The organism is Stenotrophomonas sp. SMYL8, assembly GCF_036320065.1.
Taxonomy (GTDB): Bacteria; Pseudomonadota; Gammaproteobacteria; order Xanthomonadales; family Xanthomonadaceae; genus Stenotrophomonas; species Stenotrophomonas maltophilia_A.
The window spans coordinates 54,923-80,130 of sequence record NZ_JAWIRR010000005.1 but is presented as its reverse complement, the minus strand read 5'-3'; the positions used below and the strand labels follow the sequence as shown (position 1 = coordinate 80,130).

Below are 25,208 nucleotides of genomic sequence, written 5' to 3'. Positions count from 1 at the left end.
GATCCGCTACTGTGCCCGGCATCGGAATCGGGGAACGGCTGGATGAGCGCGGCAGGCAAGGCGTTGTGGTACATCGAAACCCATGCGGACCAGCCGTTGGCACTGGCCGATATTGCCGCCGCAGCGGGGCTTTCGCCGTTCCACCTGTCACGCCTGTTCCAGGCCCGTACCGGCACCTCGGTGGTGCGTTATCTGCGGGGACGGCGCCTGACCGCTGCCGCGCAGCGGCTGGCCAACGGGGCGGGCGACATCCTGCAGGTGGCACTGGGCGCGGGCTACACCACCCATGCCGCGTTCACCCGCGCCTTCAGCGAGCAGTTCGGGCAGACCCCGGAGCGGGTACGCGAACAAGGCACCGATGGGCTGGCGCTGGTGCAGGCGATCCGCGTGGACGATGCGCCGACTGCCTGCGGTGAAGCGCCGCGCCTGCTCGATACCCCTGCCTTCCAGGTCGCGGGTATCGGCATGCGGCATACCCGCGACAGCGGCGGTGCGATACCCGGACAGTGGGCGCAGCTCAACCGGGAATGGCCGACGCCGGCACCGATCAGCTTCGGCGTGTGCTGCAACAGTGATGACGATGGCGGCTTCGACTACATCGCCGCACTGCCGGCCAGCGCGGTGCCGAGCGTACCTGCGCACTGGCAACGCGTGGACATTCCGCCGCGTCGCTACCTGGTGGCCTGGCACGGCGGGCACATCTCGACCATCCGCTCGACCTGGTTCTGGCTGCTGGATCACTACCTGCCCGGCTCCGGGCTCAGCCTGGCCGACGCCCCCGATCTGGAACGCTACGACATGCGTTTCGATGAGCACAGCGGCAACGGCGGCGTGGAAATCTGGCTGCCGGTGGAGTGATCTTCGAGCGCGGCACCCACCGTAACGAATCGTTGCGCCCGCGGTGACACCCACGCAATCCCGCCAGGTCTACACTCGGTGCATGCGCTCCACGGAGGATCGATCATGCGCCTGCTTCACCTCACCCTGCCGGTGTCCGACGTCACCACCGTCGCTGCATATTTCCACGATGTGCTGCAGCAGCGCGTGGTCGGCAATCACGTGCACATCGGCTGGAGCACGATCGAGCTGAAGCCGGCGGGTGATCATCCGGTCGGTGGCGTGCACCTGGCCTTCAACGTACCGGACAACCGCTTCAGCGAGGCGATGACCTGGTTGCGTGAGCGCACGCCGCTGCAACGCAATCCGGCGGGACTGGACTACTTCGCGCTGGAGAGCGGCTGGCAGTCGCAGTCGGTGTACTTCACTGGCCCTGACGGCCTGATCCTGGAACTGATCGGCCGCCGCCGTTTGCCGGCCAGCGCGCGCGAAGGTGCGTTCCACGGCAGCGAACTGACCTGCCTGAGCGAAGTCGGCCTGCCCAGCCACGATGTCGACGCTGTGCGCGAACAGTCCAGCCTGCGGTTCGGCCTGCAACCGATCAGCCCGCCTTCGCCGCAGTTCGCGCCGATGGGCGACGACGAGGGCCTGCTGATCGTGGTCGCTGCGGATCGACGCTGGTTCCCCGAGCAGAAGGACCTGCCGAACGCGCGCGGCTTGCAGCTGCAGGTCGGCGACGTGGCCGGCCCGGGTGTTGTGGAGGACGCCTCGCTCGGCTGGCGGGTGCAGGCGACCTGAACTACCAGCTGCCGGACGCGCCGCCTCCGCCGCTGCGGCCGCCGCCTCCAGACCAGCTGCTGGAACTGCTCGACGACGAACTCGACGAGGACGGCGAACGGGACGACGTGCGTTCGCGGGATGATGAAGCCCGGCCGCGTGCGCGCTCGCCCGGCAGCATGGTGAACAACCACACGAAGTACAGCAGTACGCCGCACACCCCGGACACGATCATTGCCAGCAGCCGTGGATCGTCACCTTCGGCACGATGGATCGCCAGCAACGCGCCCGCAGCATAGCCGAGGGTCAACAGCACCAGCACCGTCATGCGCACGACGAAGCTGCTGCGGCTCTTCTTCCAGCGTGTGCGACAGGCCTGCACCAGCAGGAACACCATCAAGGTGACAACGCCCGCAGCGACCTGCAGCAACAGGTGCCGGGCCAGGCTCGGTGGCAGCTGGCCACGCAGCAGCGCCTGCACAAGGAAGAGCACGCTGAGCATCAGCATCCCGCACAGCACGATGCGCACACCTCGACTGCGGCGCCAGCACCAGCCCAGCAGGGCAGCCACCGGCACACCCAGCGCCAGCACGAAGCACAGGCCGGGCAGCACATGGCGTGGCAGCAGCAGCGCCACGGAGAGCATGCCCGCACCCACAACAGCGGTCACCAGCATCGGGCGCCCCCAGGCCGGCAAGGTCGGCCAGGTTGGTTTTGGTGCCGATGCATTGGCGGCCAGTGCCTTGCGCCGCCGCTCCCGACGGCTGCCGCTGAAATCGTCCTCGGTCTTCGCCGGCGGGAGGGGCGGCGGCGAGCGCCACAGCCCGGCCAGGAAACCGGCCAGCAGGGTCAACGCCACCACCGAGTCTGCGCGTCGCCAGTCCGCAGGCAGCACATTGCTGGCCGACGGTTCTTCCCATGCCGGCAGGTCCTCGCCATCGATCAGCGCCACCATGATCTTCGTGCCATCGAGCGCGCCCTGGTCGACATCGCCCTCACGGAAGCGCGGCACGATCGCGTTGTCGATGATGCGAGCGGCGTACGCGTCCGGTAGCGCTCCTTCCAGGCCATAGCCAGTCTGGATGCGCACGCGGCGGTCCTGCACCGCCACCAACAGCAGCACACCATCGTCGACACCGGCGCGCCCCAGCTGCCACTGATCGAACACCCGCTGTGCATAGGCCTCGATGCCTTCGCTGCCCACGCTGGGTACCACCAGCACCTGCAGCTGTGCACCTTTCCGTGCCTGCAGCTGCAGTGCCTGCCTGCGCAGGGTGGCGCGGGTTTCAGCGGACAACGCGTTGGCGGCATCCACCACCGGATCGTCCAGCGCAGGTATCGGGGTGACCGCCGTCGCCGCCATCGGCAGCAGGCACAGCAGCAACAGCATCCACACGGTGGCGGCCGCCTGCTGCAAGGGGCGCGCCGGGTTCACGTACCCTGCCCTGCCTCGATCTGCGCATGCAGCGCCTGCAGCTGCGCCGCCGTCTGGTTGAACACCTGCAGATCGGCATCCACCAGGGCCGCCCAGTCAGGCGCGTGCCCCAGCAGTTGCGCCACCTGCTCGTTCGGCGCGCGGTCGAAGCCCTCGCCAAGCACGGCAAGATAGCGCTCACGGAACCCTTCGGGGTCGCGCTGGTCCTGCACATACAACTGCACGGCCAGCAGCCCCGCATACAGGTAGTTCACCAGATAGTTCGGGTCTTCATACATCAGGCGCTTGCCGATCCAGGTGTTGCGCAGCTGCGGGTAGCGCTCCGGTTGCTGGCCGAAGCGCGCCAGCACCTGCCCGGTCAGCGCGTCCAGGTCATCGGCGGTGCCCAGCGTGCCGGCGGCCACGCCCCGATAGATCGACTGCTCCAGCTGCGCTTCCTCGGAAGAGGTGAACAGCTGCAGCACCATGTCGTCCAGCAGCGATTTCAGGTAATAGGCTTTGGCGCGCGGATCCTCTGCCTGCTGGTACAGCTGGTCGCGGAAGCGCAGCTCGTTGTAGATCGCGAACGCCTCGGTCAGCCACTGGCTGCCATTACGCTGCAGCGGCGACGCATGACCGCGCTGCATCCACTCGCCGTGCACGGCATGAGCGGCTTCATGGGCGATCTCGACGTCGCTTTCCAGATCACCACGGCGCAGGCCAACGAACAGCATTGCCGGCACACCGGGAGCGCTCACCGGGAACGCGTCCTGGCTGCGGTCACCACGTTCGGTGGCCAGATCCATGCGCTGGTTGGCCGGATCGAGCAGCGCGCGCAGTTCGGCGACGTACGCCGGTCCCAGGTGCTGCATGGCATCGGCGGCGTTGTCACGCAGCTGCGCCAACGTCAGCACTGGTGGCGTATAGCCGGCATCGGGCACGGTGGTATCCCAGATCTGCGGCGCGTCGATGCCGGATCGCGCAGCGTGGCGCAGCAGCATGTCCTGGTAGGCACGGCGGTCCCCGGCGTGCTGTTCGATCGCCACCAGCGTTGCATCCACTGCGGCAGTATCCAGGCCCATGCGCTGGTAGCCATATGCCGGCGCCGAGCCGTCACCCTGCAGGCGTGCGGCGGCGTCATTCACCTGCACCAGCCCCAGCAGCACCGAGGCCATCGGCTCACGGCGCGAGTGCAGCCCCTGCCAGTAGCCCTTCCAGCCGGCCTCGCGCAGGGCGCGGTCGGGCTGCTGGGCCAGCAGCTGCTTGTCGCGGCCCGTGTCCCAGTGACGACCGCCGTGCTCGATCTGCGGATACTCGGCGCTGCGCAGGATCTGCCCGCGCAGGCGCGCGAAGCTGTCCAGCGCCGGATCGGCCAGTGCCTCCACGGCCTCATCCAGCGCGACGTTGGCCGGGGTGGCAGCCTCCTTCAGCGCCCGAGTGCGCAGGAAGCCATACGGTGCTGCCCACGCCGCATCTGCGGGCGCCTCGCGCAGTGCGGCGCGACCGCTGCGAGCGATGCGGCTGCACAGCCCCGCTGCCTGCTCCATCGCCTGTGCCGGGCGAAGATCGCGCGCGTTGCGGGCGGACTGCAGATGCAGGTAGCCGAGATGACGCAGGCACTGCGCCTCCAGTGCCTCGGCCTGCTGGAATCGTTCCGCCGGTGCGAGGGTGGAAGCGTGCTGCAGGGCCTCGACGCGCTTGCCCAGAGCATCACGCGCGGTCTGTTCGGCCGCGGCGCTGGCGAAGTAGGTGCGGTCATCGGCATGCACCGACTGTGCCTGCGCGCCGCGGAAGGGGGCTATCGCCAATACGGCGGCAATGGCGGCGGTGGTGGTGCGCTTCCTGAAAGCCTGCATCGGCGTCTCCCTGCCTGGACCAGGGATCGAGCCTAGCAGCCGCTGGCCCGCCGCGCCTGTGCCGGATCAGCCATCAGATCGACTCATCCTCACGCTTGACCAGCGTCCAGCACGGCGCCTGCGTGAAGGTATAGGTCTGCTGGTCGCTGCTGTCCGGCGTGCGGATCTGCACCTGCCGCTGTCCATCGGCCAGGAGGCTGACCTGCATTTCGCGGCCCTGCCCGGCCAGTGCGGCGGGATCAGGCATCACCGGCCACTCGACATCGGCCCGCGCCAGCCGGCTTTCCACCTTGCGCGGTTCCGGCTCGGCCTCTGCATCGATGTAGCTGTCCAGCAGCGGATCGGCGGTGGTCTTTTCCTGCAGCGCGATCTCGTTGCCGAAATGCTTCAGGAACGTATCGAAGTCCGGGTAGAGGCATTCACCGCGTGCAGCCACAGCTGTGGGCTCGGCGACGGTGGTCGCCGGCGCCGCTGCGGTAGGTGAGGCTTCGGTCGCGGTATGCGGTGCCTGCGGCGCTGGCGTGCAGGCAACCAGCACCACGGCGCAGGCGAGCATCAGCACTGCGGCAGAACGGTATCGACACATGGGCTCATCCTGAATCCGGTCCGGTCGCTCCATGCTACCGCGCACCCTACAATTCAGGCTTTCCGCTTGTCTGAGAGTCCTCATGCAACGCCTCCTGCTCCTGATCGGCCTGCTGCTGCCCGCCCTGTGGCCGGCGGTGGCGAGGGCCGTCGATGTCCACGAAGGCGACCTGCTGTTCGTCACCGCCGGCCGCAGCGGTCTCAGTGCAGCCATCGACGATGCCACCGGCAAGCAGGGCGCGCCCAGCTTCGATCACGTCGCCCTGGTCGCTTCCACGCCGAAGGGCTGGGAGGTATTGCATGCGGACGAGAAAGGATCGCGCCGGCAATCGCTGGTCGAGTTCCGCCAGGAGGCGCGCGCCAAGCAGCGGCAGATCGTGGTCTATCGCCTGCACGCGCCGCAGCAGGCGGCCATCAAGGATGCGGTCGCCACCGCGCGCACGATGCTGGGCAAGCCGTACAACACGTCGTATGTGTTGAACGAGGACAGCTACTACTGCTCGGACTTCATCGAACGCGCCTTCCGTGCGCACCACGTATTCGCATTGCAGCCGATGAACTTCCGCAACCCGCAGACCGGGCAGATTGCCCAGCACTGGGTGGATCTGTACCGCGGCATGGGCATGGACGTACCGCAGGATCAGCCCGGCACCAATCCGAACGACATGTCGGCGGCGCCGGTGCTGCAGCGTGTCGGCGTGCTGGAATAAGCAAAGCCCCGCACGGGGCGGGGCTTCGCATCACCGGAGCTGGTGGCGAGGTCACTCTTCCTCGTCCTGCCCACCCTGCTGCTGGTTGCGCTGGTTGCGCTGCTGCTGTTCCTGCTGCTGTTGCTGCTGCTGGTCGCGGCCACGACCCTGCTGCTGATCCTTCTGGTTCTGCTGGCCCTGCTGCTTCTGGTTCGGGTTCTGGTTCTGCTGTGCCATGTCCGATCTCCAAAGCCACTCGCGGAATGCGGTGGACGTGGCCATCGTCTGCAGCGAATGGTTAATCACGCGTGGGTGCGCGGCTACATCTGCGTGTACGCCTGTGAATGAACGCGCAGAAGCCCTTGTGGCACAAGCGGCTGAAGAATTCATGCGGGTTCGGCATGTGCTCATGCAGTGGTCAGCATGGCGCGCATTCATGGCGTTCTCAGCCGGAAACACGCGCGGAAGGAGGCTGGCTTCCCAACTCACGCAGGCAAGCCAGCCCAGCATTCAGGGCATCACCGGCGGCACATAGGCCAGGGTCATGCCCAGCAGCCACAGCAGGCCCAGCACCAGCGGGATGTGCACCAGCAGCTGGATGAAGGTGAAGCCCACGATGTCGCGTGCCTTCAGGCCCAGTACGCCCAGCAGCGGCAGCATCCAGAACGGATTGATCAGGTTCGGCAGCGCTTCGGCCGCGTTGTAGACCTGCACCGCCCAGCCCAGGTGTGCCTTCAGTTCGTTGGCGGCCTGCATCACGTATGGCGCCTCGATGATCCACTTGCCACCGCCGGAGGGCACGAAGAAGCCCAGCACCGCCGAATAGACGCCCATCACCAGCGCGAAGGTATCGGTGCTGGCCACGTGCACGAACAGGCTCGACAGGCGGTGCGCCAGTGTCTGCCCGTCGCCGCCAGCAGCATGGGTGAGGATCATCGCGATGCCACCGTACAGCGGGAACTGGATCAACACGCCGGTGGTGCTGGGTACCGCCTTGGCCACCGCGTTGAGGAAGCTGCGCGGCCGCCAGTGCAGCAGCAGGCCCAGCGAAATGAACAGGAAGTTGTAGGTGTTGAGGTTGGCGATGGCGGTGACCACCGGCTTGTTGGCGAACTCGTTGAACAGCCAGCCGAACGCCAGCAACGAGAGCAGTACGGTCAGCAGCGGGCTGTATTCCAGCCACTCGCCCGTGCGCGTGCGGCGCTGCAGTGGTTCCGGCTCGGCCTGCGCGGCGCCCGGGAAATCCTCAGCGGTACGCGCACTGCCGGCAGCCGGTGCGGTCAGCCAGGCGATCAGCAGCGAAACCAGGATCAGCACCGAGGTCAGCGCGATCGACTGCCACAGGAAGATGGTTTCGGTGAACGGCAGAACGCCGGTGATCTCGACCAGCCCCGGCGGCATGCTGGCCGGATTGGCCTGCAGCTGCGCGGCCGAGGAACTCAGCCCCATCGCCCACACCGCACCCAGACCGAGATAGGCCGAAGCACCAGCCGCGCGGTAGTCCATGCGCAGTTCGGTACGGCGCGCCAACGCGCGCACCAGCAGGCCGCCGAACACCAGCGAGAAGCCCCAGCTGAGCAGCGAGGCCAGCATGCTGACCAGGCCCACGTACACCACCGCGCCACGGCCGGTGCGCGGTACACGGGCGAGGAAATCGATGAAACGTGCGACCACCGGCGCGGTGGCCACGGCGTAGCCACCGATGACCACGAAGGCCATCTGCATGGTGAAGGGAATCAGGCTCCAGAAGCCGTCACCGAAGGCGCTGGCGGTGGCCTGCGGAGTCGAGCCGAAGCCCATCGCCGCCAGCGCGACGATGACCACGCCCAGCACCGCAAACACGTACGCATCGGGGAACCATTTTTCCGCCCAGGCGGCCGAGCGCAGCGCAGCGCGCGCCATCCAGCCGTCCTGTACTGCTGCCGTCGAGGCCATCGTCTACCCTCCCAGGTTCGATGGACCGATTCTGGGCGGTGGGGTGCGGCCTGTCAGCCACCTATTGGTCGTAGGTCGCGGAGGAGGGTAGTGCCGGCCGCTGGCCGGCAACCTCGGGATCGTGCACGGGTGCAGCCGGCCAGCGGCCGGCTCTACCAAACCCAGGGATCAGCGCAGCGCCAGATCCACGGCGATGCCAGCAAACAGCGCCGCACCCACCCAGTTGTTGTGCAGGAACGCCTTGAAACACGGGCCGCGCTCGCGGTTGCGGCAGATCCAGAATTCGTAGACCACCAGCACAGCGGCCACAACCACGCCGGCCAGGTAGTACCCACCCAGCCCGCCGCGTACGCCTACCAGCGCCATGGTGGCCAGGAACAGCGCGTACAACACGCCCTGGATGACCAGGTCGAGGTCACCAAACAGGATCGCGGTGGAGTGCGAGCCCATCTTCAGGTCGTCCTCGCGGTCGACCATGGCGTACCAGGTGTCGTAGGCGGTGGACCACAGGATGTTGCCGGCATACAGCAGCCAGCCCAGCAGCGGCACCTCGCCCTGCACGGCGGCGAACGCCATCGGGATGCCCCAGCCGAACGACATGCCCAGGTAGACCTGCGGCAGATGGGTATAGCGCTTCAGGTACGGGTAGCTGGCGGCCAGGAACACGCCGATGAAGCTCAGGCCGATGGTCAGCCCGTTCAGGGTCAGCACCAGGCCGAACGCCACCAGCATCAGCACGGCGAACAGTGCCAGCGCGGCACGGCCGCTGATTGCGCCGGTGGCCAGCGGACGCGCCTTGGTACGCTCCACATGCGGGTCGAGCCAGCGGTCGGCATAGTCGTTGATGACGCAACCGGCCGAGCGGGTCAGCCACACGCCGGCGGTGAACACGAACAGGGTCCAAAGCGGCGGCAGGCCGCCGGCGGCCAGCCACAGCGCCCACCAGGTGGGCCACAGCAGCAGCAGCGTGCCGATCGGGCGATCAGCGCGCATCAGACTCCAGTAATGCCGCCAACGCGGCGTCGCCGGCGACTGCGGCGAAGTGAGGGGGGTATCAGCCATGGCGATAGGATACTCCTGCCCCTCTGGCAGGGCTTTGCCCGTGGGGGGAGATTTGTTCGGCGAAACTGGATAGAATGCCGGTCCCGCACCGCTTCATGGCGCTGCGATGCCCGCTCCGGCACTGGTCGGTGGCGCGGCGGTTCTACAACGCGCCCGTAGCTCAGCCGGATAGAGTAGTGGCTTCCGAAGCCATTGGTCGGGGGTTCGAATCCCTCCGGGCGCGCCAACTCCTTGTCGGCTTCGACCTGCCAATCACCGGGCAGATTCACCCGCGCATGTCCCCGTTCTCAGCTTATGAGTCCCGCAAGGCGCAGAATGTGGATCTGCACTCCAGATCCATTTGGATTGAGTAGACTCGCTGCCATGGGTATCGCCTTGCCAGAACAGGACAGCCTCGGCGTCGGTCTCTATTCCTACGCCGATGCCGCGCGCTTCATCGGCGGCAGCTCGTCGGAACTGCGCCGGTGGCTGAAGGGCTACCAGGGCCGGAAGCACGGGAATCCGGAAGCCCACCCTCCCCTGTGGAAGTCGCAATGGGCCGATTCAGAGATCGACGGCATTGGCTTTCGCGATCTGATCGAGCTGCGCTTCGTCCGCACATTCGTCGCATGTGGCGTGCCACTCAACCTGGTGCGGCGAACCATTGTCGAGCTGAACGAGCGGCTCGGTAAGGAGTACCCCTTCACCAGCACCAGCTTCAAGACCGATGGGCGCCGCATTTTCATGGAGCTCGTGGGCGACAGCGGCGATGCCGCACTGGTGGATGTGGTGAAGCGCCAGGACGTGATGCGCAAGGTCATCGCACCTTCACTGCGCGACGGCGTCGAACTGGGCATCGATGATCGTGCCGAACGATGGTTCCCACTGAAGGGCTCCCGCGCCGTGGTATTTGATCCACAGCGCAGTTTTGGTCAGCCCATCCTTTCCGAATCGGGCGTTCCTACCATCGCCATTGTCGAGGCGCTGCGCGCCGAAGGTGGCGACGAGCGTCGCGTGGCCAGGCTCTATGACCTGCCTCTGACTGCAGTGAAGAAAGCACTGCAGTTCGAGAATCGAGCCGCGCCTTGAAGGCGCAGATCGATGAGAATCTTCCGCCCGCGCTGGCCCGGGCCATCGACGCCATTGCAGGAACGGACGAACACGAAGTCTTCCACGTAAGGGAGTTCGTGAAGCCCGGCACTACTGACCTGGAGCTCTTCGACGCGGCCACCCAGCGAGGCATCCGTGTACACGTTACCCAGGATCATCATCATCGCAAGCCCGCAGAGCGCGAGGCGATCGCACGCCTCGGCCTGACCGTATTCGTTCTGGCCAAGGGTTGGAGCACGTTCAACCACTACGAGCGCGCAGCGCGGCTTCTGGAGTGGTGGCCCAAGATGATGCAGCAGGCCGACCTCGTGCAACCTGGTGCAATGTTCCGCGTACCGCATGCCAGGGCATCCGGGGGAAGGCTGACGCAGATCAAGGTTTCGCGGTAACCGCCTCGAGCGTCAACCCTCATCAGCCCTGAAACCATGCTGTGCACGCAGCGTTGGGTCGGTCTCGATCATGAACATATGGAACAGGTGTTCATGGTCCCGCGACCAGCTCCCCTGCAACAGACGCCACGACGCCACGTCCACGCGCGGCAGCTTCCGTTCCAGATAGTAGATACGGCTTCCATCGCTCGAGAAGTGTCCATCCAGCAGCCGCCAGCGCGCACGATCCACCGCGGGCAGCGGCTTCCCGTCGCAGTAGACGTTGCTGTCATCAACGGCGTACAGCGGGTCCTGCGGGATTGTCTGCAGCAGGTCGCCGCGCCGGCAGTGCTTCATCCGCCGGCCGCAGTACCAGCCGCCATGGTCATCGGCACCGTAGCCGCCGCCCATACTGCGGAAGGTGGCGCAATTGGCTTCGGCCAAGGCTTTCAGCGAAGTCTCGTATTCGAAGTAGACATTGCGCTTGTCCAGCCAGTAATCACCGCACTGGCGGAAGCTGTCGCGGTCAATCGCAGGCAGGCGGGTCCAGGCGTGGTAGACGGCGTGCGAATCGCGCGCGATGAAATAGTGTTCGGGGATGAACTCGAAACTGGCCGCGTCGGCCTTGCGCAGCAACCGACCCTGGTGGAAGACCTGGCCTTCGTGGATTCGCCAGAATTCGGTGCCGTAGAGGCCGACGAATCGCTGGTCAGGAAGTTCGCTGATCTTCTGCCATGGCATGGTATGGGGCTCCGCCAACGGTGGGGCCGCTAGTTTAATGCGATCGGCGGGAAAGACAGCCGGGCCTGGGTTCGGCTCTACGGGTGCCAATGCACCGATGCAAACAGCAACGCCGGGCATGGCCCGGCGTTGCATTCAAACCAGTCGAGCATGGCTCGACTCTACAAAAAGCAGATCAGTACTTGCCGTCAAACGCGAAGATCGGCTTGCGCTGCTTCCACGCGCCAGCGGTGAAGTCCGGGAACTCCAGCGTCTGGAAGCCGTTGGCGATCGACTGCTCGCTCAACGGGGTGATCGCACTCCAGGTCACGGCGTCATAGATATCGATCGGCATCGGTGCCTTGGCCTTCAGCGCCTCGACAAACGCATGGATGACGAACCAGTCCATGCCACCATGACCAGCGCTGGCAGCGGTCTCGGCATTCTGCTTCCACAGCGGGTGCTCATACTCGTCCTGGTACTTCTTGAACTCTTCCCACTGGTGCGGCGGGCTGCGGCCTTCGATGTGGATCGAATGGTTCACGTCCATCCACAGGCCCTTGGTGCCCTGCACGCGGAAGCCCATCGAGTACGGGCGCGGCAGCGAGGTGTCGTGCTGCAGCAGGATGGTCTCGCCGTTCTCGCAGGCCAGCGTGGTGGTCACGATGTCGCCCAGCTTGAACTTCACCTTGGTGCTGGGATGGGTGGTGCCGCCACTCTTGGCCACGGTGTATTCGTGCAGGCCGCGCGCCTTGGTCGCAAAGGCGTTGATGTGGGTGAAGCGATTACCGCGGTTGATGCCGGTGTACATCGCGCACGGGCCGATGCCGTGACTGGGATACAGCTCGCCGTTGCGCTCCACCGAATGCTCGGTGCGCCAGCGGGCTTCGCTCCAGCCCTTGGGACCGAACTCCACGCCGCTGTCGTAGGGCTGGTTCGGGTCACCGGAATTGAACTTCACGCCGCGCAGGTCGTGCTGGTAGCCGGCCTGCAGGTGTACCAGTTCGCCGAACAGGCCCTGGCGCACCATCTGCAGCGCGGCCATCACGTCGCGGCGGTAGCAAACGTTCTCCAGCAGCATGTACGGGGTGCCGGTGCTGAGCTGGGTCTTCAACACGTCCCAGTGGTCCTGCAGGGTGATGCCGGCCACTACTTCACAGCCCACTGCCACACCGGCCTGCATCGCGGCAATCGCCATCGGCGCGTGGTACTCCCACGGTGTGGCGATGATCACGCCATCGATGCCCTTCTGTTCCAGCAGGCGCTTCCAGGCATTGGTATCGCGGTCCTGGCCGTAGGCCTTCGGGGCCGGCTTGCCGGCCTTGCTGACCATCTCCACGGCGCGGCCGAGCATGATCGGCTCGATATCGCAGACGGCGACCACCTCGACGTCGTCGCGGCGCACCAGTTCCTTCAGCAGCACCAGGCCACGCATGCCGGTACCGATCATGGCCAGGCGCACCTTGCGCCCGCGTGCCCAGACCGGGGTCTGCGGCAGCAGGCTGCTGGCGGCGACAGCGGCGCTGGCCGCGATGAATTCCCTACGCTTCATGGCAAACATCTCTCCTCTTGGCAGCGTGCCGACCGAAGCCGGCACGCCAGGTCACGCAAACGGAATTACTTGAACCGGTAGCCGATGGTCACACTGTAACCACGACCGAAGATCGTTGCGTAGTCACTGGAGTCACCCAGGAAGCTGTTCGGGTCGTAGAACGGCAGGCGGTTGAACAGGTTCTTGACCGTGAAGCTCAGATTCCACGCATCATCCGGGCGCCAGGTGACGCTCATGTTGGCGGTCCACCACGACGGTGCACCGTCGCACTTGCTCTTCTGCAGGGCCAGGTAGCCGCCGGTGCAGGTTTCCTTGTTGTTGCTCTTTTCGTCGACCTGGTCGGTGGCCCACTTGGTGCCGCCCACATAGTTGACGAACATGCTGGTGGTGACCTGCTTGTAGGTCCAGTCGGCGTTGAGCGTGGCACGCAGGCGCGGGTTGTTGTAGTAGCCCACCACGTCGCCGTAGTACCAGCCGCTCGCTTCGTCCATGTAGAAGCGGTTGCGGTTGGCGATGGTGGCAGCCAGACCGATGTTCAGGTTGCCCCAGTCCCCCAGCGAGAAGCGGCTGCGCGCGTCTATGTCGAAGCCGTCGATCAGCGTCTTGCCACGGTTCTTGTACTGGCCCACCACGCTGGCCACATTGCCGGCGGAATAGCCTGGCAGTGCCGACGGGCAGTTCACGCCGCTGGCCGGGGCGGCACACATCGCCGCCAGCTGCGCCAGGTTGGCCCGGTCGCTGTCGGTGATCGGCGAACGCGACGAGGAGATGATGTCTTCCATGCGGCGGTAGTCCGGCGCGACGATTTCATTGTCGCGGTAGATGAACCAGTAGTCGGCCGACACCGACAGCCAGGTTGCCGGCTCGTAGACGAAGCCGAGGGTGGCGATCTTCGCCTTCTCTGGCTTCAGGTCCTTGTTCGGCTGGGTCATGCGGGCCACGGTCCGACTGCAATCGACGTTCAGCAGGGTCTTGCCCAGATCGACATCACCCGGCCGCTGCGACTTCAGCAGCAGGTTGGCGATGGCGTTGGTCTCGTTGCAGCGCAGCTCGTCGCGGTAGCCGCCCAGCTGCGCGAACACGCCGCCATTGCCGGATTCGGCCAGGCTCGGTGCACGGAAACCGGTCGAGTAGGTACCGCGCAGCATCAGCTGGTCGAACGCCTGGTACTTGAAGCCGATCTTCGGCGCGACGTTGGCGCTGAAGTTCGGGTACTTGTCCACGCGCACCGCCGCGTCCAGTTCCAGCTTGTCGGTGATCGGTGCCACGGTTTCGGCGAACAGCGCGTAGGTGTTGCGCTTGCCGTCGAACCAGGAGCCGCCCTGCTGGGTGATCAGGCCGTTGGCCGCATCGGCGTTGCCCGGGGTATAGAAGGTCTCACGGCTGGCATTGAAGCCGAACGCGGCACGCATCTCACCAGCCGGCAGCTGGAACAACGGGCCTTCGATCTTGCCGTCCAGGGTGTGCAGGCGGGTCCACGACTGGATATCGAAGGTCGGGAACGCTTCACGGATCAAGGCAGCGTTTGCTTCACTGATCTCGCCGAACTTGTACGCCGGGTGGTCGGAGATGATCACGCGGCCGGTGCCCGGATCGATCGTGTACGGACCGAAGGCCTTCTCGAAGCCCTTGGTGTTGACGTTGATCGTCTGATAGGTGGTGGAGTGGGTACCCGCACTGGCGAACGCGGTCTCCCAGTTCCAGTCACCCCTGCTGCCGCGTGCACCGGCCAGCACGCGGTAGCTCTTGTCGGTGTTGCGCTGGCCGAAGTAGTTGGCGCCGGCATCCTGCAGCAGGTAGTTCAGGCCGACCACACCGCCCATCATCGCCTTCATCTGCGGGCTGGCGTGGTTGTACTCGTTGTTCGGGCCCAGGAACGGGTACAGGAACTGGTTGACGGTGTTGCCGGTGTTGCGCGAGAACCAGCTGGTCGGGTTGCCGGTGGTGGTGCCGTAGGTGCGCGGCGTGCCGCCATTGGCGCGCAGGTCGATGTCGGTGTAGGTCGCCTCGGCGAAGATCTCGGTGCTGTCACCGACCAGGAAGGTGCCGTTGAGGTAGGCAGTGTTGCGCTCGGACTTGGCGCCGGCATCGATCTCGTTGTTCATCCAGGTTTCCCAGACGCAACGCGGACCGGCCGCTTCACTGGTCAGCACGTTCTTGCAGCCCGGCGCAGCTTCCTGCACGCGGCGGCCGGTGACCGGATCGAAGGCGAAGTAGCTGCCCGGGTTGAACTCGCCCGGCTTGCTGCCCACGCCCAGGCGCAGGTTGTTGAGGTAGTTCGGGTTGTTGACGTAGTACTGGTCGGGCCGCTTGTCGTAGAAGTCGCTCAGCGGAATCGCGTCGCGGCGGTACATGTTCACCGCGCCGTAGATGTTGAAGCGGTTTTCGGCCAGATCGCCGAAGCCGGCGGTGATGCTGGCCTGGCGCTCGCCGTAGGAGTCGATGCGCGAGGAGGTGTCGTTGGTGAAGCTGACTTCGGCACCCTGGAAGTTGCGCTTGGTGATCACGTTGATCACGCCGGCCACTGCGTCGGTGCCGTACACCGCCGAGGCGCCGTCGGTCAGCACTTCCATGCGCTCGATGGCCGCAGCCGGAATCGCATCGATGTTGACGAACTGGGTCTGGAAGCCGGCCGGCGCACCGTAGTACGACAGGCGACGACCGTTCAGCAGCACCAGCGTGCCCTGTGCGCCGAGGCCACGCAGGTTGGCCTGCGAGGCACCATCGGAGCCGGTGAACAGCGAACGCGCGTCCTGCTGCGCCGGGCGAGCGGCCGGCAGGTTGTCGAGCACCTGCAGCAGCGTGCGCGCACCCATGTTCTGGATGTCCTGCTTGCTGATCACCTGCACCGGCGACGCGGTTTCAACGTCGGTGCGGCGGATGTTGGAGCCGGTGACCTCGATGCGGGCCAGGTCGGTGGCCTTGTCCTTGCTCTCCTGGGCGAAGGCAGGAACGGCGACCGACAACAGCACGCCGGCAATGGCCAGCGACAGCGGAGCGATCGAACGACAGGGGGGGCGGTGGTGGCGTGCGGGCAACATCGGGGTTCTCTCCTGGCAGGGGTGCGGCGCAAAAAGTGAGCGCGTGGGCGTTCGGCGGGCAAAACGCTCCCGGGCCACGGCCATGAGGGCCGTAGTCGGAATGGGCGGGGGGAGGAGCGGTGTTACGTAGGGGTCATGGGGCGACGATGCTGGCGGAGTCGCCCTCCTGGCCGATCAGCACGGCGTTGGCCCAGTTGGCACAGACCTGGGCGGGTTGGCTGCCCTGCGCACCCAGCGTGCGCAGGCTCAGGGTGGAAAGGCCACGGATGTCCAGCTCCGGCTTGACCACGCCGGGCGCCTTCACCAGGCCGCTGTCGTACAGCAGGCGGTTGTCACCCCAGACCTGGAACTGCAGGCCACCGGCAGTGCGGCAGGCGTCGTCGATGCCGAGGTCGGCGCGCAGCAGGTGCCAGCCTCCCTGCAGACGCAGGTCGATGCGGCTGTTGGCGCCGACGCCCAGGCCACGACGGAACTGCAGGCCGTTCATGCGCATGCCGGCGTCGCCACGGAACGACTGGTCGGTGCGCACCTGGCTGGCCAGCGCGGCCGGCACCGGCAGCTCGGAGAGATAGCGCTGCCGGGCCGGTCGCTCCGGTTCCTGGTGTTCAAGAATGTGGAAGGTGGACAAGGCGATCGGGCCGACATCGCGCGGCTGCAATGCATCGAAGGCGCGGGCGGTGCCCTGTGCGGCGGTCACCATCGGGTCGGTGCTGCTGGCGCCGTCGCCTTCGGGGTTCTGCACGCTCAGCACGCGGAAACGCAGCAGGCGACCCGCGTGGGCCGGGAAGTCGATGCGCTGCAGGCCTTCCTTCAGCTGCAGGCGGCCACGGGCGATCGGCTCGCCCCACTCGCCATTGCTGTCACCCAGGTACACCTCGTAGTCGCGTACCTGGCCGTGCTTCCAGTTCTTGTCGTTGCGCGGCGCGATGTCGATGCCGTCGATCATCCTGCGCTCGCCGAAGCCGATCACCCACTCGTGCGCACCGGTGCGCACGGCCTGGTTGCGCACGCTGCGGAACCAGGTGCCCGGATCATCATCGAAGGCATTCTCCAGCGCATGGCCAGGTTCTTCGGCCGGGCGATTCACCACCAGCAGGCTGTCGGCCGGCAGTTCGCGGCCCAGCACCGGCGCGGCCGGATAGGCATCGTCGGCGGCCGCGGCAGCCACCGCGAAGTCCAGCTGCAACTGCAACGGCTGGCGGATGTCCTGGGCGGCGGTGCGCACATGCACGGTGCCACGACGCTCCTTGGCATCGAAGTACCAGCCTTCACTGGCGTTGTTGAACGCAGCGGCATCGGCCAGCGCCGGCAGCGCGCGGCCACCGGCCTGCACCGCGCGCGGCGCCTGGCGGCTGAGCACGCGCAGGCCATAACGACGCTGCGTCAGCTGGCCGTTGTACTGGCCCTGCACGGCATCAATCTGCACCTGCACCGGGCCGCTGCCCTGCGCCGGCGCCTGCACGCGGATCTGCTGCGTGCTCGATTCACCCTGCTGGTAGCGGCGGGTGTTGCCATCGTCTTCGTACAGCGTGTACTGCGACTCGCCCTGCGGGTACAGGTCGAACGTCACTTCATCCAGCGGCTTCTCGCCGTCGAACAGCATCGACGGGTACATCGGCAGGATCGCACCGGCACGCACGAACACCGGCAGCGTGGCCAGGTCCACCTGGCGGTCGAGCTGGCGGCCATCGGCGGCGGCCTGCACGCGGCGGCCGTCCCAGTAGTCGATCCAGCCGCCGGCCGGCAGATGGATGTCGCGGCGCCAGCCACGGCTGGCGGCCTGGCTGCGGTACACCGGCGCCACCAGCAGGTCGCGGCCGAGCAGGAACTGGTACTTGTAGGTTTCATCCTGCGCATGCGGGTCGCGCGCGTTGTCCCACATCAGGCCACGCACCGGCGGTGCACCGGTCTGCGCGGCCTCGTGCACCAGCCCGTACATGTAGGGGGTCAGGCGCATCTTCAACTTCAGGTAATCGCGGTTGATGCTGCGGTAGGGCTCGTCGTACCACCACGGGTGCTTGCGCGCGTTCGACGACCAGCCGCTCATGCCCATCAGCACCGGGGTGAAGGCCTTCCACTGCAGGTCGCGGGTGAAGGTCTCGGCGCTGCCGCCGAAGATCGCATCGACGTCGCCGCTGGCGTAGGCCATGCCGGACAGGCCCGAACCGACCAGGGTCGGTACGTGCCAGCGGATGTAGTCCCAGCTGCTGCTCTGGTCGCCGGTCCATGCCACCGCATAGCGCTGGATGCCGGCCCAGCCCATCACTGTCCACAGGAACGGGCGCGAATCGGAGTTATCGAGGATGCCGTTGAAGGCCTGGCGATTGGCGTCCATCGCGAACTGGTAGCCCTTGCCGGTCCAGGCCACGTCCAGCTTCTGCACGCGGCTGCCGGCCTTGCCCACTTCCCAGGCGATCTTGTCGACGCCGTTCTCGGTCCACAGGCCGGTGCGGAAGCCGTACTTGGCCAGGCCCTTCACCGTTTCCGGCAACTGCTTGTAACCGCAGCCGTAACCATCATTGGGCAGAATCCAGCCACCGGGCATGTCGTGGGCGCGGTACTGCTTGGCCACGCTGTCGATCACATCCGGGGTGGTGCCGGTCGGGCCGTCGCTCCAGCCTTCGGGCACGGTGCCGGGCTTCTTGCTGTTGTCGCCGTCGTTGTAGCAATCGGCATCGCCGTAGGACAGCGCCCAGCGCGCCACCATGTTGGGGCGGCCGGTCAGCTGGGTGTAGCGCTCGATCAGTTTCGGCAGGTCGGCGCCGACGAAGTAGTACGCATCGAAGCGGTCTTCGCGGTGCAGCAGCGTGGCCTGGTCGGTCTCGCGCAGATCGTAGCTGCCATCGCTCCAGGTATTGCGCAGCATGCCCCAGCCACGGCTGCTCAGCAGCATCGGTGCCGGGCTGGGGCGGTCGCCCTCTTCCCAGCCGCCGGAATAGGACACCTCCAGCTCGCGTCCCTTGAACTGGTAGCGGCCATTCTGCTGGCCACCACCGAAGTAGCCTTCGTCAGCCTGCGAGGACAGCACCTGCACGCTCTGCGTGGCATCCAGGTCCAGCGGCTGCAGTTCCTGCCACAAGGCGGTGGGCTGGCCGTTGTCCAGGCGCTCCAGGCGCAGGCGCAACGGCTGCCGCTGCACATGCAGCACCAGTGCATCGGTACGCACGCGGATTTCCTGCGCGTCTTCTTCCAGCTGCGCCTGTACGTTCACCTTGGGCTGCGGCAACACGATCGGTGCGGCCTTGTCGCCGGCGCCGGTCAGCGTGCCGTTGCGGCCGGCCTGCACGCGGATGATGTCGGTGGCCGGCAGTTCGATGCGGATGCGCGCGCCCTTGTCGGTCTGCAGATCCCAGCCCTGCACGCCGTCACGGCTGGCGCTGGCGCTGACCGAACGCAGGTTGCCGACGGGCTCGGCCCGGGCCGGCATGGACGCCAGCATCAATGCCGGCAACAGGGCCAGCATCAGCGGCGAGCGACGAACGCAGATTTCCACGCGGACTCCCAACCCGTTCACCGGGCGTTTCGAAAGCGATTGGGCCGACTCTAGGGCAGCGATTCGAAAGATGTCAACAAATTGAAAGGAAAAAGGAAGATATATTCCACTGAAACGAAAGTTGTTGCGCCGCAATACTTTGTGTAAGCGCTTGCAGGCGCCTGTTAAGCATTGTGCGATACGGAATTCGGCTCGTTCTTTCGTTTTTCGGAGCACTCCACGGCGGGAAAAGTCATCACCCCATTTTCTTTCTTTTTACTTTCGATGTTTGACATTTCGAAAGAAAACACAGATGGTGCGCTGGCCCAACTGGAACCTCCGAATGGACGTCACCCTGCTTTCCGATGTGTCCGCCTGGCAGCGCCTTGGCGGAGCCGATACCGCTACCGAAATCGCCCAGCAGCCCGCGCTGTGGGACGCCCTCGCACAGGACCTGTCGCGTGCCCGCGACCGCCTGCAGGCCTTCCTTGGCGACAGCCTCAACGATCCCAACCAGCGCGTGCTGTTCAGCGGCGCCGGCAGCTCCGGCTTCATTGCCGAGATGGTGGCCGATGCGATCAACGCGCAGTGGCCAGCCGATGTGCGCGTGGTGCACACCACCAGCCTGCTGACCCACCCGGCGCTGTACCTGCAGCGCGACCGCCCGACCCTGCTGGTCTCGTTCGGCCGCAGCGGCTCCAGCCCGGAGAGCGTGGCGGCAGTCGACCGCGTGCGCAGCGACGTGGACGACGCGCGCTTCCTCGACATCACCTGCAATGCCGATGGCGAACTGGCCCGACGTGGCGCCGGCCGTGCCGATACCTGCACCCTGCTGATGCCCTCGGCCAGCTGCGACCGTGCCTTCGCCATGACCAGCAGCCTGACCTGCATGCTGCTGGCCGCGCTAACCGTGTTCGATCGTTCGCCGTGGGATGCGCGCGTGGCGCGCCTGAAGCAGATCGCCACGCTGGCCCGCGACGGCCAGGCGCAGTGGGATGCACCGGTGGCGGCGCTGGCACAGCGCCCGTTCAACCGCATCATCTACCTCGGCAGCGGCCCGCTGGAAGCGCTGGCACGCGAGTGCGCGCTGAAGGTGCTGGAACTGACCGCCGGCCGCGTGCTGGCGCTGGCCAACACCCCGCTGGGCTTCCGCCACGGCCCGAAGTCGACGCTGGATGGCAACACCCTGGTGGTGGTGCTGCGCAGCGTGCAGCCGTTGGCGCGCCGCTACGAACAGGACCTGCTGGAAGAACTGCGCCGCGACGGCGTGGCCGGCCAGGTACTGGCGATTGGCCCGCATTCGGACATCGGTGCGGACGACGAGTACACCCTCACCGTACCGGCACTGGATGATCCGTGGCTGGCACCGGTGTGGCTGGGCTTTGCGCAGCTGTTCGCGCTGCAGCGCTCGGCCGCACTCGGCCTGACCCCGGACAATCCGTTCCCGGATGGCACCGTCAACCGCGTGGTCAAGGGCGTCACCATCCACCATGGCTGAGCTGATCGCCCACGCCTGCTACGGCATCGACATCGGCGGCACCAAGATCGAGCTGGTGGCGTGCGATGCGGCGATGCAGGTCACCTGGCGCCGCCGCGTGGCCACGCCGCAGGGCGACTACGACGGTTTCCTGCAGGCGGTGGTGACCCTGGTCGCCGAGGCCGATGCCGCGCTGGGCCGCAGTGATGCGGCGATCGGCATCGCTCTACCCGGCGTGCGCGACCGCCGCAGCGGCCGCCAGCTCAGCGCGAACGTGCCGGCGTTGACCGGCCACAGCGTGGCGGCCGACCTGCAGGCGCGCCTGCAGCGGCCGCTGCATTTCGGTAACGACCTGCAGTGTTTTGCCCTGTCGGAAGCACACGGCGGTGCCGCCGACGGCTATCCCAGCATGTTCGGTGCCATCCTCGGCACCGGCGCGGGTGGTGGTTTCTGCCTGCACGGCCGCCTGCTGTCCGGCTTCAACGGCCTGGCCGGCGAATGGGGCCACTGGAGCGTGCCCGGTCATCTGCTGCAGCGCCACGGCCTGCCGCTGATCGACTGCGCCTGTGGCCTGCAGGGCTGCGTGGAGCGCTATGTGTCCGGCAGTGGCGTGGCGATGATCGAACGCCATCTCGGTGGCAGCGCCGCTGACGCCAGCGCGGTGATCGCGCTGGCCGAAGCCGGCGATGCCCGCGCACGCAAGGCGCTGGACATCCATCGCGACCTGCTCGGCCACAGCCTGGCTGCGTTGGTGCTGGCGCTGGACCCGCACGTGATCGTGCTCGGCGGTGGTCTCTCGCAGTACGCGCCGCTGTACCAGCAGCTGCCGTCGGCCATCGCTGCCCATCTGTTCAACGGCGTGCAGGTACCCCCGATCGTGCCGCCGCGCTTCGGCGATGCCGGTGGCGCACGTGGTGCCGCCCTGCTCGCCTGCCAACCCTCGTTTTCCTGATGTCCGGAGCCTGACCATGTCCCCGTTGCAGACCCTGCTTGCCTCCCACCGCGCCGGTGCCAACGTCGGCCTGTACAGCGTCTGCTGCAGCAACGAGCAGGTGCTGCGCGCGGCCATGCACGTGGCGCTGGCACACGGCACCGTGCTGCTGGTCGAGGCCACCTCCAACCAGGTCGATCAGTTCGGCGGCTATACCGGCATGACCCCGCCGCAGTACCGCGATTACGTCGGCGCCCTGGCCGATGAGGAAGGCTTCCCGCGCGAACGGCTGATCCTGGGCGGTGACCACCTCGGCCCGAATGCCTGGCAGAAGCGCCCGGCCGCCGAAGCGATGACCCACGCGCGCGTGCTGATCGAAGCCTACGTCGCCGCCGGCTTCCACAAGATCCACCTGGACTGCAGCATGTCCTGCGCCGATGACCCGGTGCCGCTGCCCGATGCCATCGTCGCCGCGCGTTCGGCCGAGCTGGCCGAGATCGCCGAACGTACCGCCGCCGAGCACGGCCTGCCGCCGCCGGTCTACGTGATCGGTACCGAAGTGCCGATTCCCGGTGGCGAAGCCTCGCTGGCCGAAGGCCTGCAGGTAACCACGCCGGCCGCCGCCGCGCAGACCCTCGCCATCCACCAGCAGGCGTTCGACACGCCGCAGCTGCGCGATGCGTGGCAGCGCGTGATCGCGATGGTGGTGCAGCCGGGCGTGGACTTCGACCACAGCAGCGTGCACGAGTACGACGCGGCCGCCGCCAGCACGCTGGCTGATTTCCTGGAACAGCAGCCACGCATCGTGTTCGAGGCGCACTCCACCGATTACCAGCGCGAGAGTGGCCTGCACGCGCTGGTGCGCGATCACTTCGCCATCCTCAAGGTCGGCCCGGCGGCGACCTTCGCCTACCGCGAAGCGCTGTTCGCGCTGGCCGCGATCGAGGCCGAGCTGCTGCCGGCCGCGCAGTGCTCGCGCCTGCCGCAGGTGCTGGACGAGGTGATGGTGGCGCAGCCGAAGTACTGGCAGTCCTATTACCAGGGCGATGAGGCGGCGCTGCGCCTGCTGCGCAGTTACTCCTTCAGCGACCGCTGCCGCTACTACTGGGGCGAGCCGGCGCTGGTGCAGGCGGTGCAGACCCTGTTCGGCAACCTGGAGCAGCATGCGCCGCCGCTGGTGCTGCTCAGCCAGTACCTGCCGGAGCAGTACCGCGCCGTGCGCGAAGGCCGCCTGGCCAACACCCCCACCGCACTGGTGCAGCACCGCATCGGCCTGTGCCTGGGCGAATACGCCCGCGCCTGCAGCGCCAACCAGGCCGGAACCCGCGCGCACCGCGCAGGCTCGGCTCCCGCCGTTGCTGCGAACGGCTAATCTCTACCTTTTCCCGCGAAACTGAGAATGGCCATGCGCAACACCCGCTCCCGCCGGCAACAGATCCTGCAGCTGCTGATCGAGCACGGCTCGGTGCAGGTGGCCGATCTGGTCGAGCGCTTCGGCGTGTCGGCGGTGACCATCCGTGCCGATCTGACCCACTTCGAGTCGCAGGGCCTGGCCACCCGTACCCACGGCGGTGCCACGCTGGTGCGCACGCCGCCGCAGGAACAGGACATCCACGAGAAGGACGCGCTGAACCTGCCGCTGAAGGAATCGATCGGTGCGCGCGCCGCGCGCCTGGTGCAGCCCGGCGACAACATCATCATCGACTCCGGCTCGACCACGATGACCCTGGCCCGCCACCTGCGCGCGCATCGCGACGTGACGGTGATGACCAACGGCCTGAACATCGCCTGGGAACTGGCCAATGCCGCGGGCATCACCGTGCTGCTGACCGGTGGCCTGCTGCGTCAGCAGTCGCTGTCGCTGCAGGGCAGCCAGGCCGAAGCCAGCCTCAACTCGTACAGCTTCGACACCCTGTTCCTGGGCGTGGATGGCCTGGACCTGCAGTTCGGCCTGACCACCCACGATGAAGCCGAAGCCCGCCTCAACCACCGCATGGTCGAGCGCGCGCGCCGCATCGTGGTGCTGACCGACGCCTCCAAGTTCGGCCGCGTCAGCCTGCACCGCATCGCCCTGCTGGATCAGATCCACGCCATCATCACCGACGCCGGCATCGACGACGCAACCCGTGAGGGGCTGCAGCGGCTGGGCATCGAAGTGATCATCGCCGAGCCCACCGCATGACCGACACCCGCACTCTGCATGGCCGCATCCTCACCCCGCTGGGTTGGCGGCGCGGCCACGTCCACTTCGATTCGCAGGTGCGCCAGCTGCAGGTGGATGACCACAGCGGTGCTGACGACCTGCTGCTGCCGGTGATCCTGCCCGGCTTCATCGACCTGCATGTGCATGGCGCGGCCGGCGTGGACCTGATGCAGGGCGGCGACGTGGCACGCACCATCGCCCGCACCCATCTGCGCTTCGGTACCACCACGCTGCTGGCGACCACCATGACCGCCGGGCTGGACGAGATCGAGCACGCGCTGCAGGGCGTGGCCGCCACCATGGCGGCACCCGATGCAGACGCCGCCAGCATCGTCGGTGTGCATCTGGAAGGACCGTTCATCAGCCCGCAGCGTCTGGGTGCGCAGCCCAACCGCACGATCGAGGCGACGCTGGCACTGGTGCAGCAGCTGCATGCGCTGGCACCGATCCGGGTGATGACGCTGGCCCCGGAAATTGGTGAGCACACCGCGCTGATTCCCGCGCTCTCGGCGATGGGCATCCGAGTGCAGCTCGGTCACAGCGCCGGTACCTACGAGGAAGGCGTGGCCGCGCTGCAGGCCGGCGCCTCCGGCTTCACCCACCTGTTCAACGGCATGACCGGCGTCGATCACTATCGCCCGGGCATTGCAGCGGCGGCGTTGGCACATGCGCAGTACGCCGAGATCATTCCCGACCTGCAGCACATCCACCCCGGCGTGATCCGGCTGGCCGCGCGCGCGATTCCGCGCCTGTACGCGGTGACCGACGCCACTGCCGCCACCGGCATGCCCGACGGCGAGTACGCGTTGGGCGAGCAGCGCGTGCACAAGTGTGGCGGCTGCGTGCGCCTCGCTACCGGTTCGCTGGCGGGCAGCGCACTGACCATGGACCAGGCACTGCGCAATCTGGTGCGCGTCGGCCTGGAGCTGGCCGATGCCTCGCAACGTGTTTCCACCTTCCCGGCGGACTACCTGGGCCTGGACGATCGCGGCCGCATCTCGCCCGACGCCCGCGCCGACCTGGTGGTGCTGGACGCCGAACTGCGCCTGCAGCAGGTGGTGGTTGGTGGGCGCGTAGTTGATTTGAACGCCGGAAATGCCTGACGCACCGCCTTTGTAGAGTCGAGGGGGGGGGGCGGGGGGGGGGGGGCCCCCCCGGGCGCGGGGGGACCCGACCCGCACCCCAAGCCACACCCCCCCC

At 66.9% G+C, this 25,208-nt stretch carries 20 protein-coding genes and 1 tRNA gene; 11 read left to right on the top strand and 10 right to left on the bottom strand.

The features are described from left to right. The first annotated feature begins 42 nt into the window (after positions 1-42). Both V3B25_RS06580 and V3B25_RS06575 read left to right on the top strand, forming a co-directional pair. Entirely contained in the window at positions 43-858 is an 816-nt protein-coding gene (locus V3B25_RS06580; RefSeq protein WP_049400829.1) for an AraC family transcriptional regulator, read from the top strand. Positions 859-963: 105 nt separating this feature from the next. Next, positions 964-1,635, top strand: a complete 672-nt coding sequence (locus V3B25_RS06575) for a VOC family protein (RefSeq protein ID WP_201117572.1) — start codon at positions 964-966, stop codon at positions 1,633-1,635. 1 nt (position 1,636) lies between these two features. Here the strand turns inward: V3B25_RS06575 and V3B25_RS06570 are convergent, their stop codons facing one another. The 3 genes from V3B25_RS06570 to V3B25_RS06560 form a co-directional block, all read right to left on the bottom strand. After that, positions 1,637-3,004, bottom strand: a complete 1,368-nt coding sequence (locus V3B25_RS06570; protein ID WP_049421142.1) for a TPM domain-containing protein — start codon at positions 3,002-3,004, stop codon at positions 1,637-1,639. A gap of 41 nt (positions 3,005-3,045) precedes the next feature. Continuing rightward, positions 3,046-4,884, bottom strand: coding sequence for a M3 family metallopeptidase (locus V3B25_RS06565; RefSeq protein WP_049421136.1), 1,839 nt, complete (start codon positions 4,882-4,884; stop codon positions 3,046-3,048). Between the two features lie 73 nt (positions 4,885-4,957). Continuing rightward, entirely contained in the window at positions 4,958-5,470 is a 513-nt protein-coding gene (locus V3B25_RS06560; RefSeq protein ID WP_071227651.1) for a hypothetical protein, read from the bottom strand. A gap of 82 nt (positions 5,471-5,552) precedes the next feature. Here V3B25_RS06560 and V3B25_RS06555 point away from each other — a divergent pair, with 82 nt between their 5' ends. Beyond that, on the top strand, positions 5,553-6,179 hold the full coding sequence (locus V3B25_RS06555; protein ID WP_329810344.1) for a YiiX/YebB-like N1pC/P60 family cysteine hydrolase: 627 nt from the start codon (positions 5,553-5,555) through the stop codon (positions 6,177-6,179). 51 nt (positions 6,180-6,230) lie between these two features. Here the strand turns inward: V3B25_RS06555 and V3B25_RS06550 are convergent, their stop codons facing one another. From V3B25_RS06550 to ubiA, 3 genes are all read right to left on the bottom strand, one after another. Beyond that, positions 6,231-6,395 carry a hypothetical protein gene (locus V3B25_RS06550; protein ID WP_329810343.1) on the bottom strand — a complete coding sequence of 55 codons (165 nt, stop codon included), beginning with the start codon at positions 6,393-6,395 and terminating at the stop codon, positions 6,231-6,233. 273 nt (positions 6,396-6,668) lie between these two features. Continuing rightward, the gene (locus V3B25_RS06545) at positions 6,669-8,093 is read right to left on the bottom strand and encodes a TIGR00366 family protein (protein ID WP_329810342.1); all 1,425 of its coding nucleotides are present in this window, start codon (positions 8,091-8,093) and stop codon (positions 6,669-6,671) included. A gap of 168 nt (positions 8,094-8,261) precedes the next feature. Further along, complete coding sequence (gene ubiA / locus V3B25_RS06540; protein WP_049422597.1) at positions 8,262-9,155, bottom strand: 4-hydroxybenzoate octaprenyltransferase; 894 nt, start codon at positions 9,153-9,155, stop codon at positions 8,262-8,264. A gap of 149 nt (positions 9,156-9,304) precedes the next feature. Here ubiA and V3B25_RS06535 point away from each other — a divergent pair. The 3 genes from V3B25_RS06535 (at position 9,305) to V3B25_RS06525 (ending at position 10,633) form a co-directional block, all read left to right on the top strand. After that, positions 9,305-9,381, top strand: a tRNA-Arg gene (locus tag V3B25_RS06535). Between the two features lie 137 nt (positions 9,382-9,518). Next, positions 9,519-10,223: a DUF433 domain-containing protein gene (locus V3B25_RS06530; protein WP_049422596.1), complete on the top strand. Its 705-nt coding sequence runs from the start codon at positions 9,519-9,521 to the stop codon at positions 10,221-10,223. Next, entirely contained in the window at positions 10,220-10,633 is a 414-nt protein-coding gene (locus V3B25_RS06525; protein WP_032127087.1) for a DUF5615 family PIN-like protein, read from the top strand. The genes V3B25_RS06530 and V3B25_RS06525 overlap by 4 nt, the downstream gene beginning before the upstream one ends. A gap of 12 nt (positions 10,634-10,645) precedes the next feature. Here the strand turns inward: V3B25_RS06525 and V3B25_RS06520 are convergent, their stop codons facing one another. The 4 genes from V3B25_RS06520 to V3B25_RS06505 all read right to left on the bottom strand — a co-directional run bounded on the left by V3B25_RS06520 (position 10,646) and on the right by V3B25_RS06505 (position 19,418). After that, entirely contained in the window at positions 10,646-11,473 is an 828-nt protein-coding gene (locus V3B25_RS06520) for a DKNYY domain-containing protein (protein ID WP_204373792.1), read from the bottom strand. 55 nt (positions 11,474-11,528) lie between these two features. Then, positions 11,529-12,884: a Gfo/Idh/MocA family oxidoreductase gene (locus tag V3B25_RS06515; RefSeq protein WP_329810341.1), complete on the bottom strand. Its 1,356-nt coding sequence runs from the start codon at positions 12,882-12,884 to the stop codon at positions 11,529-11,531. A 65-nt stretch (positions 12,885-12,949) separates the two neighbouring features. Further along, positions 12,950-15,925 (bottom strand): TonB-dependent receptor, encoded by a 2,976-nt coding sequence (locus V3B25_RS06510; RefSeq protein ID WP_329810340.1) that lies wholly within the window; start codon positions 15,923-15,925, stop codon positions 12,950-12,952. 133 nt (positions 15,926-16,058) lie between these two features. Next, positions 16,059-19,418 (bottom strand): TIM-barrel domain-containing protein, encoded by a 3,360-nt coding sequence (locus V3B25_RS06505; protein WP_329810339.1) that lies wholly within the window; start codon positions 19,416-19,418, stop codon positions 16,059-16,061. Positions 19,419-19,740: 322 nt separating this feature from the next. Between V3B25_RS06505 and V3B25_RS06500 the strand changes: the two genes are divergently transcribed. The 5 genes from V3B25_RS06500 to nagA are packed head-to-tail and all read left to right on the top strand — an operon-like array spanning position 19,741 to position 25,111. Next, complete coding sequence (locus tag V3B25_RS06500) at positions 19,741-20,895, top strand: SIS domain-containing protein (protein WP_329810338.1); 1,155 nt, start codon at positions 19,741-19,743, stop codon at positions 20,893-20,895. Then, a complete protein-coding gene (locus tag V3B25_RS06495) occupies positions 20,888-21,826 on the top strand; it encodes an ROK family protein (RefSeq protein ID WP_107431792.1) in 939 nt (312 codons plus the stop codon). The genes V3B25_RS06500 and V3B25_RS06495 overlap by 8 nt, the downstream gene beginning before the upstream one ends. Positions 21,827-21,842: 16 nt before the next feature. Then, a complete protein-coding gene (locus V3B25_RS06490; RefSeq protein WP_201117585.1) occupies positions 21,843-23,177 on the top strand; it encodes a D-tagatose-bisphosphate aldolase, class II, non-catalytic subunit in 1,335 nt (444 codons plus the stop codon). A 33-nt stretch (positions 23,178-23,210) separates the two neighbouring features. Beyond that, entirely contained in the window at positions 23,211-23,987 is a 777-nt protein-coding gene (locus tag V3B25_RS06485) for a DeoR family transcriptional regulator (RefSeq protein ID WP_071227660.1), read from the top strand. Next, a complete protein-coding gene (gene nagA, locus V3B25_RS06480; protein ID WP_049422589.1) occupies positions 23,984-25,111 on the top strand; it encodes an N-acetylglucosamine-6-phosphate deacetylase in 1,128 nt (375 codons plus the stop codon). The genes V3B25_RS06485 and nagA overlap by 4 nt, the downstream gene beginning before the upstream one ends. Positions 25,112-25,208: the final 97 nt, after the last annotated feature.

Coding starts and splice junctions, on each gene's coding strand:
- V3B25_RS06580 (WP_049400829.1), top strand. CDS start 43: ATGAGCGCGGCAGGCAAGGCGTTGTGGTACATCGAAACCCATGCGGAC.
- V3B25_RS06575 (WP_201117572.1), top strand. CDS start 964: ATGCGCCTGCTTCACCTCACCCTGCCGGTGTCCGACGTCACCACCGTC.
- V3B25_RS06570 (WP_049421142.1), bottom strand. CDS start 3,004: ATGCTGTTGCTGCTGTGCCTGCTGCCGATGGCGGCGACGGCGGTCACC.
- V3B25_RS06565 (WP_049421136.1), bottom strand. CDS start 4,884: ATGCAGGCTTTCAGGAAGCGCACCACCACCGCCGCCATTGCCGCCGTA.
- V3B25_RS06560 (WP_071227651.1), bottom strand. CDS start 5,470: ATGTGTCGATACCGTTCTGCCGCAGTGCTGATGCTCGCCTGCGCCGTG.
- V3B25_RS06555 (WP_329810344.1), top strand. CDS start 5,553: ATGCAACGCCTCCTGCTCCTGATCGGCCTGCTGCTGCCCGCCCTGTGG.
- V3B25_RS06550 (WP_329810343.1), bottom strand. CDS start 6,395: ATGGCACAGCAGAACCAGAACCCGAACCAGAAGCAGCAGGGCCAGCAG.
- V3B25_RS06545 (WP_329810342.1), bottom strand. CDS start 8,093: ATGGCCTCGACGGCAGCAGTACAGGACGGCTGGATGGCGCGCGCTGCG.
- ubiA (WP_049422597.1), bottom strand. CDS start 9,155: ATGGCTGATACCCCCCTCACTTCGCCGCAGTCGCCGGCGACGCCGCGT.
- V3B25_RS06530 (WP_049422596.1), top strand. CDS start 9,519: ATGGGTATCGCCTTGCCAGAACAGGACAGCCTCGGCGTCGGTCTCTAT.
- V3B25_RS06520 (WP_204373792.1), bottom strand. CDS start 11,473: ATGCCCGGCGTTGCTGTTTGCATCGGTGCATTGGCACCCGTAGAGCCG.
- V3B25_RS06515 (WP_329810341.1), bottom strand. CDS start 12,884: ATGAAGCGTAGGGAATTCATCGCGGCCAGCGCCGCTGTCGCCGCCAGC.
- V3B25_RS06510 (WP_329810340.1), bottom strand. CDS start 15,925: ATGTTGCCCGCACGCCACCACCGCCCCCCCTGTCGTTCGATCGCTCCG.
- V3B25_RS06500 (WP_329810338.1), top strand. CDS start 19,741: ATGGACGTCACCCTGCTTTCCGATGTGTCCGCCTGGCAGCGCCTTGGC.
- V3B25_RS06495 (WP_107431792.1), top strand. CDS start 20,888: ATGGCTGAGCTGATCGCCCACGCCTGCTACGGCATCGACATCGGCGGC.
- V3B25_RS06490 (WP_201117585.1), top strand. CDS start 21,843: ATGTCCCCGTTGCAGACCCTGCTTGCCTCCCACCGCGCCGGTGCCAAC.
- V3B25_RS06485 (WP_071227660.1), top strand. CDS start 23,211: ATGCGCAACACCCGCTCCCGCCGGCAACAGATCCTGCAGCTGCTGATC.
- nagA (WP_049422589.1), top strand. CDS start 23,984: ATGACCGACACCCGCACTCTGCATGGCCGCATCCTCACCCCGCTGGGT.